General features: G+C 67.2%; 10 protein-coding genes. All 10 read left to right on the top strand.

Features of this window, described 5'->3' with window-relative positions; all coding sequences use genetic code 11:
* The first annotated feature begins 597 nt into the window (after positions 1-597).
* The 10 genes from ngcE to H305_RS0121510 all read left to right on the top strand — a co-directional run bounded on the left by ngcE (position 598) and on the right by H305_RS0121510 (position 13489).
* Positions 598-2043, top strand: a complete 1446-nt coding sequence (gene ngcE, locus H305_RS0121550) for an N-acetylglucosamine/diacetylchitobiose ABC transporter substrate-binding protein (protein ID WP_028802207.1) — start codon at positions 598-600, stop codon at positions 2041-2043.
* A 58-nt stretch (positions 2044-2101) separates the two neighbouring features.
* Positions 2102-3034: a carbohydrate ABC transporter permease gene (locus H305_RS0121545; protein WP_028802206.1), complete on the top strand. Its 933-nt coding sequence runs from the start codon at positions 2102-2104 to the stop codon at positions 3032-3034.
* 18 nt (positions 3035-3052) lie between these two features.
* Complete coding sequence (locus tag H305_RS0121540) at positions 3053-3991, top strand: carbohydrate ABC transporter permease (RefSeq protein WP_028802205.1); 939 nt, start codon at positions 3053-3055, stop codon at positions 3989-3991.
* Between the two features lie 387 nt (positions 3992-4378).
* The gene (locus tag H305_RS53470) at positions 4379-4645 is read left to right on the top strand and encodes a hypothetical protein (RefSeq protein WP_158690561.1); all 267 of its coding nucleotides are present in this window, start codon (positions 4379-4381) and stop codon (positions 4643-4645) included.
* Positions 4646-4966: 321 nt separating this feature from the next.
* Positions 4967-6166 carry an ROK family transcriptional regulator gene (locus H305_RS0121535; RefSeq protein ID WP_028802204.1) on the top strand — a complete coding sequence of 400 codons (1200 nt, stop codon included), beginning with the start codon at positions 4967-4969 and terminating at the stop codon, positions 6164-6166.
* A gap of 133 nt (positions 6167-6299) precedes the next feature.
* Positions 6300-7397 carry a substrate-binding domain-containing protein gene (locus tag H305_RS0121530; RefSeq protein ID WP_028802203.1) on the top strand — a complete coding sequence of 366 codons (1098 nt, stop codon included), beginning with the start codon at positions 6300-6302 and terminating at the stop codon, positions 7395-7397.
* A 181-nt stretch (positions 7398-7578) separates the two neighbouring features.
* Entirely contained in the window at positions 7579-8370 is a 792-nt protein-coding gene (locus tag H305_RS0121525; protein WP_028802202.1) for an ATP-binding cassette domain-containing protein, read from the top strand.
* Positions 8367-9659, top strand: coding sequence for a sugar ABC transporter permease (locus tag H305_RS0121520; RefSeq protein WP_028802201.1), 1293 nt, complete (start codon positions 8367-8369; stop codon positions 9657-9659). Before H305_RS0121525 ends, H305_RS0121520 begins: the two co-directional genes overlap by 4 nt.
* A 233-nt stretch (positions 9660-9892) precedes the next feature.
* Positions 9893-11815: a 1-deoxy-D-xylulose-5-phosphate synthase gene (gene dxs / locus H305_RS0121515; protein ID WP_028802200.1), complete on the top strand. Its 1923-nt coding sequence runs from the start codon at positions 9893-9895 to the stop codon at positions 11813-11815.
* Between the two features lie 147 nt (positions 11816-11962).
* Positions 11963-13489 (top strand): amino acid permease, encoded by a 1527-nt coding sequence (locus H305_RS0121510; protein ID WP_028802199.1) that lies wholly within the window; start codon positions 11963-11965, stop codon positions 13487-13489.
* Positions 13490-13563: the final 74 nt, after the last annotated feature.

The raw sequence follows: 13563 nt of genomic DNA, 5'->3' as shown, positions 1-13563 counted from the left end.
CACCCTCCCTGTCTCTGGCTCGTTCACCTGCGGGTGGCGAAGCCCGTGCCGAGGGTGCGGCGCGACGTGGCCCAGGGGGCCGCGACGCGCTCGCATCCTCGACACGGGCGCCCCCTTCGGCTCACTCGCGTGCCGTGGACAACGTTGTCAAATTCGATGCGCAAGGACCATTTGTGAGTCAAGTTGTCAGCGGTGTCAAGGGTGTTGAGTGAGGCATCCGGTGTGAATGCGATCCGACGAACGGCACATTGCGTTCAATGTGGGAGGTTGACCCCCGACGATCTTCGCGGGGGCGGTTGGACGGGCCGCACATTTCCGCGAGGTCTCAACTCGGAAAAGACCGGCGGCCAAACCCGTATTCGATCTTGCTCCGTCGGCGGGAAGTGGACTATACCTGTCGGCGTCCGCCTAGCCGCTCGACGGCCGTGGACAGGCAGGACCCCGGGGGGAAATCGGGAGGCGACGGAGGGTGTCACATACACCGACTGTCGTGCCGGCTCGGTGAATCCCCCACGCACGACCCCAGCTTGACCTAACCGCGGTGCCGGGGAGGATCCGGTTCACCGCCTGAGTCCTGGAGAAGGCGAGGACTTGAGCATGGGATCCACTTCCGGCGAGAACAGCGGCACCGAGGGTGTCGGCCGCCGTGATCTGATCAAGCGGTCGGCCGCACTCGGCCTGATCACCGTTCCCACGATGAGCTTCCTGTCCGCGTGTGCGAGCGGTGGCGGCGACGAGGACTCCGGTGACAAGGGCACCGGAAAGACCAGCAAGGACAACCCCTTCGGTCTGAAGAAGGGCGGCAAGCTCGACGTCGTCGTCTTCAAGGGCGGTTACGGCGACGACTACGCCAAGGCCTGGGAGGCCGCCTTCGACAAGAAGTGGGGCACCACCAGCGCCCACACGGGCACCCAGGAGATCACCGGCAAGCTCCAGCCGCGCTTCAACGGCGGCAACCCGCCGGACATCGTCGACGACTCGGGCGCCCAGCAGATCAAGCTGGACGTGCTCTACAAGAACGGCCAGCTGCTCGACCTCGCCGAGGTCCTCGACGCGCCGTCCATCGACGACCCGGCCAAGAAGGTCCGCGACACCCTGATCCCCGGCACGCTCGACCCGGGCCTCCAGGGCGGCAAGGTCGTCTCGCTGAACTACATCTACACGGTGTGGGGTCTGTGGTACTCCGGCAAGCTCTTCAAGGAGAAGGGCTGGGAGGTGCCGAAGACCTGGGACGACTTCCTCGCGATCTGCAAGGACGCCAAGTCGCAGGGCATCGGCGGTCTCGCCCACCAGGGCAAGTACCCGTACTACATCAACGTCGCCATCATGGACCTGATCGCCAAGAAGGGCGGTCTGGACGCCATGAAGGCGATCGACAACCTCGACCCCAAGGCGTTCGTCGGCAGCGACGCGGCCCAGGAGGCCATCGAGGCGATCTACGAGATCGTCGAGAAGGGCTACCTCATGCCGGGCACCAACGGCCTGACCCACACCGAGTCGCAGACCCGGTGGAACCAGTACAAGGCCGCCTTCATCACCTGCGGCTCCTGGCTGGAGAACGAGCAGCTCAAGCAGACCCCGGACGACTTCGACATGAAGTTCATGCCGATGCCCAACCTGCCCGACAGCAAGCTGCCGTTCGAGGCGATCCGGGCCGGCTCGGGCGAGCCGTTCATCATCCCCGCGAAGGCCGGGAACCTGCCCGCAGCCAAGGAGTTCATGCGCTCCATGCTCTCCAAGGAGTGGTCGACGCTCTTCGCGCAGAAGGCCAACTCGCTCACCATCGTCAAGGACGGCGTCAACGCCGGCGTGCAGCTGCGCCCCGGTACGCAGTCGACCGTTGAGGCGTCCAAGGCGGCGGGCGACAACACCTTCAACTACCTGTACATCAACTGGTACAGCGAGATGGGCACCGCCATCGAGACCGCGTCCAACGAGCTGATGTCCAAGCGAATTCAGCCGAAGGAATGGCTGAAGCGGGCCCAGGCGGCCGTCGACAAGGCCGCCAAGGACCCGGAGTCCAAGAAGAACCACCGCGACTGATCTCGTAAACCCGGAACACCAGGGTCACGCACACCAGGAACACCAGGGGCAGGATGCCATGCGAAAAGGGCAGTACCGGTTCGTCGCGGGGTTTCTCCTCGCACCTTTGGCGCTGTATCTGATCTTCGTGATCTGGCCTTACATACAGACCGTCGGCTACTCCTTCACCGACTGGAAGGGCCAGTCGCAGACGTTCAGTTTCGTCGGCCTGGACAATTACACGGCGTTGTTCCAGGACGACGTTTTCCTCGATGCGATCTGGCACAACATCCTGTTCCTGGTGTTCATCCCGGTGATCACCATCCTGCTCGCCCTCTTCTTCGCCTTCATGGTGAACGCGGGCGGGCGGGGTGGCGCCGGCGGTGTCCAGGGCGTCGCGGGGTCCCGCTTCTACAAGATCGTCTACTTCTTCCCGCAGGTGCTGTCGCTGGCGATCGTGGCGGTCCTGTTCGGAGCGCTCTACCGCAGTGACAGCGGCGGTCTGCTCAACGGCTTGCTGATCAAGCTCGGCCTGGTCGACGCCAACAACCCCGTCGAGTGGATGAACGAGCCCAACCTGGTGCTGTGGTGCCTGATGGCGGTCGTCGTCTGGCACGGCGTCGGCTTCTACCTGGTGCTGTTCTCCGCGGCCATGCAGTCCATCCCGAAGGACATCTACGAGGCCGCGCTGCTCGACGGCGCGAGCCGCACCCACACGTTCTTCCGCGTCACCCTGCCACTGCTGTGGGACACGGTGCAGACCGCCTGGGTCTATCTCGGCATCATCGCGATGGACATGTTCGTCCTCGTGTCGACCATGACGCAGGGGACGGGCTACGGCGGTGGCCCCGACCATCACAGCGAGGTCATGGCCAACGTCATGATGCGCAACTTCCTCTACTACGGAAAGAGCGGCTACGCCTGTGCCATGGGCGTCATCATGCTCCTTCTCACCCTCATCCTGTCCGTGGTCACGCTGCGCGCCACCCGCCGCGAGCGCATCGAGTTCTGAGCGGGGAGACACACGACTATGAGCGCACCCATCACGGAGCCGACGAAGGTCGACGGCGGCGGCGTACCGCCGCAGCGTACGGCCGGGAAGGCCCCGCCGCGTCCGGGCGACAAGCGGACCGAGGGCCTCGCCCTCAACGTCTTCTCGCACGGCTTCCTGGCCCTGTGGGCCGTCCTGATCATCCTGCCGCTGCTCTGGCTGGTCCTGAGCTCCTTCAAGACGGACGCGCAGATCGGCGGCTCGGCCCTGGGCTGGCCCTCGAACTGGCAGCTCGACGTCTTCAGCAGGGCCTGGAACAAGGGCATCGGCGACTACTTCGCCAACACACTCATCGTGCTGGTGTTCTCGGTCCCGCTGACCATGCTCTTCGGCTCGATGGCGGCCTACGTACTGGCCCGCTACGAGTTCTGGGGCAACCGGCTCATCTACTACTTCTTCGTCGGCGGGGCGATGTTCCCCGTCTTCCTGGCCCTGGTGCCGCTGTTCTTCATGGTCAAGCGCCTGGACATGCTGAACTCCTACCAGGGCCTGATCCTGGTGTACGTCGCCTACTCGATGCCGTTCACCGTGTTCTTCATGCACTCGTTCTTCCGGACGCTGCCCACGGCGGTCTTCGAGGCGGCCGTGCTCGACGGGGCTTCGCACACCCGGGCGTTCTTCCAGGTCATGCTGCCGATGGCCAAGCCCGGCCTGCTCAGCGTCGGTATCTTCAACGTGCTCGGCCAGTGGAACCAGTACATCCTGCCCTCGGTGCTCATGCAGCCGCAGAGCAGCTCCGATCCGGAGCGCTATGTGCTGACCCAGGGCCTCATCCAGCTCCAGCAGCAGCAGGGGTACGCCACCGACCTCCCGGTCCTCTTCGCGGGCGTCACGATCGCGATGATCCCCATGCTCGTCGTGTACCTGTCCTTCCAGCGCCAGGTGCAGGCGGGTCTCACGTCGGCGACGCTCAAGTAGCGGGCTCCGCGGTGGCTCAATACGGCTGCCGGTGAGCGGGACGGAGGCAGCGGCACCCACGCCGGGTGCCGCTGCATCGCGCCTCGCCTTCACCGGGCGGCGAAGGCACCCGGCCTCGTGGCACCGGCCGCGTCCAACTGTGAGGGGACGTCACTCGATGTGATGTGGCGGCCACGCCGCTCACGTGAATAACGTCACTTCGCAGGAGATCGTGGCCGTCGCGCAACGCACCGGTCGCGGTGTCGCCGTCGACCAGTCGGACCGAATCCGCGGGCGGGTACGGCTTCGCCGCGACCAGCGGGCCGCTTTCACTTATTGGCCCTTCCGCCGGCCCGGTCCAACTCGCCTGCAGGGCGAGACGGGCGGGGGCGCCGTTCCTGGAGGTCGATGCGGCCTAACACCGGCGCAGCGCTGCCGCGCTGTGGTGCCACCGAGCGGGCCGACCGGCCCCCTCGAGATCTCTTCCGCTCCGTCGACGGTGTGGTCTCGCTGGGCCCGCCGACGTCGTCGCCGGGGCTCGGCGTGGGTGTTCGCGCACGCTCGGCGTGGGTGTTCGTCACCGCACCCGCACTCGCCCCGAATGATGTGGGGCGGGTGCGGGTGCGGTCCGTGACCGTCCTGTCGCAGGGCGGTCGGGGGCGCGACGAGGTGTGAATGACCGAGACTGCGAGTTTGATCCTTCACGACCGATACGGTGACAACTTGTACGTGACACGCATGTGACCTGGGACACTTCGGTGCCGCACCCCTCCCGCGATGGATTCACGGTTTCGGCCCGGACCGCGGTGGGTCGGCGGGCTCCGGCGGACGGCCAGGCCGGTCCGCGCCCGGCGTCCGACCCGTACATGTGTGCTCATCCGCGCTGGATCCAGCTCAACCTCTTGACGGGAGCTAACCCAAACAGCTCAGCTTAGAGTTCACTAGTTGGACATAGGCGGGGCCTCATCGTGGCGGCCTCGTACGCGGGAGGTCGTCGTGGAGACTCCGGGGTCGCAGTCGTCGCTGCACCGAGCCAATCTGGAGCGCGTCGTACGTGCGGTGCGCCTTGCCGGTTCGCTCACGCAGGCGGAGATCGCGAGGACGACAGGCCTGTCCGCCGCGACCGTGTCCAATATCGTCCGTGAACTCAAGGACGGGGGGACCGTCGAGGTCACTCCCACCTCGGCGGGCGGCCGCAGGGCCCGCAGCGTGTCCCTGAGCGGCGACGCCGGCATCGTCATCGGCGTCGACTTCGGCCACACGCATTTGCGCGTCGCGGTCGGGAACCTCGCCCACCAGGTGCTTGCCGAGGAGTCCGAGCCGCTCGATGTGGACGCCTCCGCCGCGCAGGGCTTCGACCGGGCGGAACAGCTGGTCAGCCGCCTGATCGCGGCCACCGGGGTCGACCGGTCCAAGATCGCGGGCGTGGGGCTCGGTGTGCCGGGCCCGATCGACGTGGAGTCGGGGACCCTGGGTTCCACCGCCATCCTGCCCGGCTGGACCGGTGCCAAGCCCGCCGAGGAGCTGCGGGGGCGGCTCGGCGTGCCGGTGCACGTGGACAACGACGCCAACCTGGGCGCGCTCGGCGAGATGGTCTGGGGCAGCGGCCGGGGCGCCAAGGATCTGGCGTACATCAAGGTCGCCAGCGGTGTGGGCGCCGGGCTGGTGATCAACGGCAAGATCTACCGCGGCCCCGGCGGCACGGCCGGTGAAATCGGGCATATTACTCTTGATGAATCCGGCCCCGTCTGTCGCTGCGGCAACCGAGGCTGCCTGGAAACCTTTGCGGCCGCGCGTTACGTGCTGCCGCTCCTCCAGTCCAGTCACGGTACGGACCTGACCATGGAGGGTGTCGTCAGGCTGGCGCGGGACGGTGATCCGGGCTGTCGTCGGGTGATCGCCGACGTCGGTCGTCACATCGGCAGTGGAGTCGCGAATCTCTGCAATTTGCTGAACCCGAGCCGGGTGGTCCTCGGCGGCGATCTCGCCGAGGCCGGGGAGCTGGTTCTGGGACCCATCAGGGAGTCGGTCGGGCGCTACGCGATCCCCAGCGCCGCACGTCAACTCTCGGTGCTTCCAGGGGCGCTCGGAGGCCGCGCGGAGGTCCTCGGGGCACTCGCTCTCGCGCTCAGCGAGATGGGCGATTCGACCCTTTTGGACGGCTCGCTTTCTGCGGCCGCCCCTGCCTTCACTTAGAGAACGCATGGCACCGTTGCCATCTCGTTAAGTATTTACTTCTTGACGTCGCACGTGTGGCCGAGTTGACTTCCAGCCACCTCGGCCGCAACGACGCGGCCTCGTCAGGGAGGTTTCTGAAGTGAACACGCGTATGCGTCGTGCCGCCGTTGCCGTTGCCGCTGGTGCGATGGCCGTCTCGCTGGCCGCCTGTGGCAGTGCCAAGGAGTCCGGCGACAAGAGCGACAGCTCCAGCTCGGCCAAGAAGGGCGACGCGATCAAGGTCGGTCTGCTCCTTCCGGAGAACCAGACCGCTCGCTACGAGAAGTTCGACAAGCCCCTGATCACCAAGAAGATCAAGGAGCTCACGAACGGCAAGGGCGAGGTCGTCTACGCCAACGCCAAGCAGGACGCCAGCACGCAGAACCAGCAGGTCGACACCATGATCACCAACAAGGTGGACGTGCTGATCGTCGACGCTGTGGACGCTGCCGCCATCAAGAACTCGGTCCAGAAGGCCAAGGACGCCGGCATCCCGGTCGTGGCCTACGACCGTCTCGCGCAGGGTCCGATCGACGGCTACACCTCGTTCGACAACAAGACCGTCGGCAAGACGCAGGGCGAGGCCCTCCTCAAGGCTCTTGGCTCCAAGGCCAAGGACGGCAAGATCGTCATGATGAACGGGTCGGTCACCGACCCGAACGCCGCTCAGTTCAAGGCCGGCGCCCACGAGGTGCTCGACGGCAAGGTGAACGTCGGCAAGGAGTACGACACCAAGGAGTGGAAGCCGGAGAACGCCAACTCCAACATGGAGGGCGCCATCTCGGCTCTCGGCAAGAAGAACATCATCGGCGTCTACTCCGCCAACGACGGCATGGCCGGCGGTATCATCACCGCCCTCAAGGCCAAGGGCCTGAAGGTCCCGGTCACCGGCCAGGACGCCGAGCTCGCGGGTGTGCAGCGCATCGTCGCCGGTGAGCAGTACATGAGCGTCTACAAGCCGTACGCCCCCGAGGCCGACGCCGCCGCCGAGATGGCCGTCGCGCTCGCCCAGGGCAAGTCCCTCGACTCCGTCGCCAAGGACAAGGTGGACAGCCCGACCACCAAGGGCGTTCCGTCGGTCCTGGTCGCCGTCACCTCGCTGACCAAGGACAACATCAAGGACACCGTCGTCAAGGACGGCGTCTACACGATCGACGACATCTGCACCTCCGCCTACAAGGCGGCCTGCGACAAGATCGGTCTGAAGTAATCTCCCGCAAGTCCCTTTCCAATCAAAGGAATTCACTCTTGAATTCCGGATCGGGACTTGCGTGACGAAGCCCCTCCGGCGCCCCGCATCAAACAGCCCCGCAAGCTAGGCGGGGCGCCGGACGGAACACCCCCCTCCAAAACTTCTGCACAACCTCCCGCCGGGTCAGGCGGCGAAGGAGATGGTTCACGTGTCCGCTACGCCTGTGCTGGCGTTGCGCGGGGTCTCCAAGCGGTTCGGTGCCGTCCAGGCGCTCACCGACGTAGAGCTTGAAGTCCACGCCGGTGAAGTGGTCGCCCTGGTGGGCGACAACGGCGCCGGAAAGTCCACGCTGGTCAAGACGATCGCCGGCGTGCACCCCATCGATGAAGGCGCCATCGAGTGGGACGGCAAGACCGTCCAGATCAACCGGCCGCACGACGCACAGGCCCTGGGCATCGCGACCGTCTACCAGGACCTCGCGCTGTGCGACAACATCGACGTCGTCGGCAACCTCTACCTGGGCCGCGAGCTGAAGAAGCGCGGTGTCCTGGACGAGGTCGAGATGGAGCGCCGCTCCCGCGAGCTGCTGGACACGCTGTCCATCCGCATCCCCAGCGTCCGTATCCCGATCGCCTCGCTCTCCGGCGGACAGCGCCAGACCGTGGCGATCGCCCGTTCGATGCTCGGTGAGCCCAAGCTCGTCATCCTCGACGAGCCCACCGCCGCCCTCGGCGTCGAGCAGACCGCTCAGGTCCTCGACCTGGTCGAGCGGCTGCGCGAGCGCGGCCACGCGGTGATCCTCATCAGCCACAACATGGCTGACGTGAAGGCCGTGGCCGACAAGGTCGCCGTCCTGCGCCTCGGGCGCAACAACGGCGTCTTCGAGGTCAAGTCGACCTCCCAGGAAGAGATCATCTCCGCCATCACGGGCGCCACGGAGAACGCCGTGACCCGTCGTGCGGCGCGCAGCAATGGGGAGGCTCAGAAGTGAGCATCGACAAGACCTCCGCGACCCCCGAGGACCACGTCGTGGAGAACCCCGAGGCTGCCGCCAAGGCGGTCACCGCGGTCGACCCCCGACTGCTGGTCCGCGAGCAGGGCCTCGCCGGCTACGTCTCCGAGTTCAAGCGCAAGATGAAGGCCGGTGACCTGGGTTCCCTCCCGGTCGTCGTCGGTCTGGTCATCATCTGGGCGATCTTCGCGAGCCTGAACTCGAACTTCCTCACCGCGGGCAACCTCTCCGACATCTCCGTGGCCATGGTCGGCACGGGCATGATCGCCGTCGGCATCGTCTTCGTGCTGCTGCTCGGCGAGATCGACCTGTCGGTCGGTTCCGTCTCCGGTGTCGCGGGCGCCGCCTTCGCGGTGCTGAACGTCACCCACGGCATGAACGAGTGGCTGGCCTTCGTGCTGGCCATCCTGACCGGCACGGTCGCCGGTGCGATCCACGGTTTCGTCTTCGCGCGCATCGGTGTCCCGGCGTTCGCCGTCACCCTGGCCGGTCTGCTGTTCTGGAACGGCTTCATGCTGCAGATCCTGGGCAGCAACGGCACCATCAACCTGGACAGCGAGGGCGTGGTCGCCAAGCTGACCAGCTACTACTTCACGGATGTGGCGGCCGCCTACGCGCTCGCCATCGTCGTGACGGGCGTGTACTTCCTCAACTCCTACTTCGGCAACCGTCGCCGTGAGGCCGCCGGTGTGCCGTCCGCGCCGCTGAGCGAGACCATCGCGCGCACCGCGCTGCTCGCGGTCGTCTCCTTCGCCGTGGCGATCATCTACAACCAGTACAAGGGCCTGCCGCTGGCCGTGGTGATCTTCATCGCGGTGCTGCTGCTCACGGACTTCGTGCTGCGCCGCACCTCGTACGGCCGGAAGATCTTCGCGCTCGGTGGCAGCGTCGAGGCCTCCCGCCGTGCCGGTATCAACGTGGAGATGGTCCGGATCTCGGTCTTCGCGATCTCCGGTACCTTCGCCGCGATCGGCGGTCTGTTCATCGCCTCGAAGATCGCCTCCGCCAACCAGGGCGCCGGCGCCGGCGACCTGCTGATGAACGCCATCGCGGCGGCCGTCATCGGTGGCACCAGCCTCTTCGGTGGCCGTGGCCGCACCTGGAACGCCCTGCTCGGTGTTCTGGTCATCGTCTCGATCCAGTACGGCCTCGCCCTCGAGGGCATCGCCTCGCCGGTCCAGTACATGATCACCGGTGGTGTGCTCCTCGCCACCGTCGTCATCGACGCGGTCACTCGCAAGACCCAGAAGACGGCAGGCCGCGCCTAGCACGACCGGCCCTTTTGGCCCCGTACGAAGTGCCCGGTACCAACGGCGGTACCGGGCACTTCCACGTCCGCGTGCGGGGCCGGCGGCATCGCGGTGAAGAGAACGTGTGTACGGACGTTTTACGGCCGAACGCGTGACGTACAACGTGGAGGCCGGGCACGGGCGCCAAAGACGGAACATTAGACTCGACAGGCCCGGCAAAGCTCGAACAGCTCTACTGCAAGGAGGCACGGGTGCCGCTGCTGACCCGCATCAGGGGACCGCGCGATCTGGACCGGCTCAGCCTGGAGCAGCTGGACCAGCTGGCCGGCGAGATCAGGACCTTCCTCGTCGACGCGGTCTCCAAGACCGGCGGCCACCTCGGCCCCAACCTCGGTGTCGTGGAGCTCACCATCGCCCTGCACCGCGTCTTCGAGTCGCCGAAGGACAAGGTGCTGTGGGACACGGGCCACCAGTCCTACGTCCACAAGCTGCTCACCGGCCGCCAGGACTTCTCGAAGCTGAAGATGAAGGGCGGCCTGTCCGGCTACCCCTCGCAGGCCGAGTCCGAGCACGACGTCATCGAGAACTCGCACGCCTCCACGGTCCTCGGCTGGGCCGACGGCCTGGCCAAGGCGAACGAGGTGCTCCGCAAGGACGCTCATGTCGTCGCCGTCATCGGCGACGGCGCCCTCACCGGCGGTATGGCCTGGGAGGCGCTCAACAACATCGCCGACGCCAAGGACCGCCCGCTGGTCATCGTCGTCAACGACAACGAGCGCTCGTACGCCCCGACCATCGGCGGCCTCGCCAACCACCTGGCGACCCTGCGCACCACGGACGGCTACGAGCGCTTCCTGGCCCGCGGCAAGGACCTCCTGGAGCGCACCCCGGTCGTCGGCCGGCCGCTCTACGAGACCCTGCACGGCGCCAAGAAGGGCCTCAAGGACTTCATCGCCCCGCAGGGCATGTTCGAGGACCTCGGCCTGAAGTACGTCGGCCCGATCGACGGCCACGACATCGAGGCCCTGGAGTCCGCGCTGGCCCGCGCCAAGCGCTTCGGCGGCCCGGTCATCGTGCACTGCCTCACCGAGAAGGGACGCGGCTACCAGCCCGCCCTCCAGGACGAGGCCGACCGCTTCCACGCCGTCGGCAAGATCCACCCCGACACGGGCCTGCCGATCGCGTCGTCCGGCGCCGACTGGACGTCCGTCTTCGGCCAGGAGATGGTCGAACTCGGCAAGGAGCGCGAGGACATCGTCGCCATCACGGCCGCGATGCTCCAGCCGGTCGGCCTCGACAAGTTCGCCAAGGCCTTCCCGAAGCGCGTGTACGACGTCGGCATCGCCGAGCAGCACGGCGCGGTCTCCGCGGCCGGCCTCGCCACCGGCGGACTGCACCCCGTCTTCGCCGTCTACGCCACCTTCCTCAACCGCGCCTTCGACCAGGTCCTGATGGACGTCGCCCTGCACAAGTGCGGCGTCACCTTCGTGCTGGACCGTGCGGGCGTCACCGGTACCGACGGTGCCTCGCACAACGGCATGTGGGACATGTCGATCCTCCAGGTGGTCCCCGGCCTGCGGCTGGCGGCACCGCGCGACGCCGACCAGGTCCGCGCCCAGCTCCGGGAGGCCGTCGAGGTCACCGACGCGCCGACCGTGGTCCGCTTCTCCAAGGGAGCGGTCGGCCCCGCCGTGCCCGCCGTGGGCCGGATCGGCGGCATGGACGTCCTGCGGGCCCCCGGCACCGACACCCCCGACGTGCTGCTCGTCTCCGTCGGCGCGCTCGCGCCGATGTGCCTGGAGATCGCGGACCTCCTCGACAAGCAGGGCATCTCCACCACCGTCGTCGACCCGCGCTGGGTCAAGCCCGTCGACGAGGCCATGGCCCCGCTCGCCGAGCAGCACCGCGTGGTCGTCACCGTGGAGGACAACTCCCGTGTCGGCGGCGTGGGCTCGGCGGTCGCACAGGCCCTGCGCGACGCGGGCGTCGACGTCCCGCTGCGCGACTTCGGCATCCCGCCGCGCTTCCTCGACCACGCCTCGCGGGGGGAGGTCCTGGCGGAGATCGGGCTGACCGCGCCCGACATCGCCCGCCAGGTCACCGGGCTGGTCGCCAAGCTCGACGGCCGGTTCGAGCACACGGCGGCGCACGCCGTGGAGCCGGCGCGCGACTGACCGGACGGCCACAGGTCCAAAGGGCCGGTTTCAGCACCCTGAAGGGGTGGTGAAACCGGCCCATTTGCGTGATTCTCTCCCGGCCGGGGCAAGCGGCTAACACGCCCCCTCGATCATTTCGAGGACGCCAAGCGTGGAGGTACGCCCGTGAGCAGCACCCTCTTCAGGACGAAGAAGGTCGAACAATCGATCTTGGACACTGAGGAGCCGGAGCACGCACTCAAGAAGTCGCTGTCCGCTCTGGATCTCACCGTCTTCGGCGTCGGTGTCATCATCGGCACCGGCATCTTCGTCCTCACCGGCAAGGTCGCCAAGCAGAACGCGGGCCCCGCGGTCTCCCTGGCCTTCGTCGTGGCCGGCATCGTCTGCGCACTCGCCGCGCTCTGCTACGCGGAGTTCGCCTCCACGCTCCCGGTAGCCGGATCCGCGTACACGTTCTCGTACGCCTCGCTGGGCGAGCTTCCCGCGTGGATCATCGGCTGGGACCTGGTCCTGGAGTTCGCGCTCGGCACGGCGGTGGTCGCCGTCGGCTGGGCGGGCTACATCCGCTCACTGATGGACAACGCGGGCTGGCACATGCCCGACTCGCTGGGCGGCCGGGACGAGGCGCACGGATTCGGGTTCGACATCCTCGCCGCCGCGCTGGTGCTCGTCCTCACCTGCATCCTCGTCCTCGGCATGAAGCTCTCCGCGCGGGTCACCGAGGTCGTCGTGGCCATCAAGGTGACCGTCGTCCTCATCGTGATCATCGCGGGTGCCTTCTTCATCAACGGCGACAACTACAGCCCTTTTATCCCGAAGTCGCAGGCGGTGGAGGCGGGCGGCAGCCTAAAGGCACCCCTCATCCAGCTGATGTTCGGCTGGGCACCCGCCAACTTCGGCGTGATGGGCATCTTCACCGCCGCCTCCGTGGTCTTCTTCGCCTTCATCGGCTTCGACGTCGTGGCCACCGCCGCCGAGGAGACCAAGAACCCGCAGCGCGACATGCCGCGCGGCATCCTCGGCTCCCTGTTCGTCTGCACCACCCTGTACGTGGCCGTGGCCATCGTCGTCACCGGCATGCAGCACTACAGCTCGCTGTCGGTGGACGCCCCGCTCGCCGACGCCTTCAAGGCCACCGGGCACCCCTGGTTCGCGGGCGTCATCAGCTTCGGTGCCGCCGTCGGTCTGACGACGGTCTGCATGATCCTGCTGCTCGGCCAGACACGGGTCTTCTTCGCGATGAGCCGCGACGGTCTGCTGCCCCGCTTCTTCTCCCGCGTCCATCCGCGCTTCAAGACCCCGCACCGGCCGACCATCCTGCTCGGCGTGATCATCGCGATCGTCGCGGGCTTCACCAGCCTCAGCGAACTCGCCGAGCTGGTGAACATCGGCACCCTGTTCGCCTTCGTCGTCGTCGCGATCGGCGTGATCATCCTCCGCCGCACCCGCCCCGACCTGCCCCGCGCCTTCCGCACCCCGTGGGTGCCGGCCCTGCCCGTCGTGTCCGTCTGCGCCACGCTGTGGCTGATGCTGAACCTGCCCACCGAGACCTGGCTGCGGTTCGCGATCTGGATGGTGATCGGCGCGCTGGTGTACTTCCTCTACGGCCGGTCGCACAGCCGCCTCGGACGGCAGCAGGAGACGACGGTCGAGCAGGTCACCGGCGAGGGCCCGGGAGGCAAGCAGCTCTAGGAGAGGTCCCGTCGATCGTCACCTGCCCGATCACCCCGGCCCCGTATGTCCCGCTTCGGTGTGGACTGCGGGGC

This window comes from Streptomyces sp. 142MFCol3.1 (assembly GCF_000424945.1).
In the GTDB taxonomy this organism is placed as follows: Bacteria; Actinomycetota; Actinomycetes; order Streptomycetales; family Streptomycetaceae; genus Streptomyces; species Streptomyces siamensis.
This window is presented reverse-complemented; position numbering and strand designations above follow the sequence as displayed.

What these genes read in the sequence shown, in the direction of transcription:
- ngcE (WP_028802207.1), top strand. Translation starts at nt 598, where the DNA reads ATGGGATCCACTTCCGGCGAGAACAGCGGCACCGAGGGTGTCGGCCGC.
- H305_RS0121545 (WP_028802206.1), top strand. Translation starts at nt 2,102, where the DNA reads ATGCGAAAAGGGCAGTACCGGTTCGTCGCGGGGTTTCTCCTCGCACCT.
- H305_RS0121540 (WP_028802205.1), top strand. Translation starts at nt 3,053, where the DNA reads ATGAGCGCACCCATCACGGAGCCGACGAAGGTCGACGGCGGCGGCGTA.
- H305_RS53470 (WP_158690561.1), top strand. Translation starts at nt 4,379, where the DNA reads ATGCGGCCTAACACCGGCGCAGCGCTGCCGCGCTGTGGTGCCACCGAG.
- H305_RS0121530 (WP_028802203.1), top strand. Translation starts at nt 6,300, where the DNA reads ATGCGTCGTGCCGCCGTTGCCGTTGCCGCTGGTGCGATGGCCGTCTCG.
- H305_RS0121525 (WP_028802202.1), top strand. Translation starts at nt 7,579, where the DNA reads ATGGTTCACGTGTCCGCTACGCCTGTGCTGGCGTTGCGCGGGGTCTCC.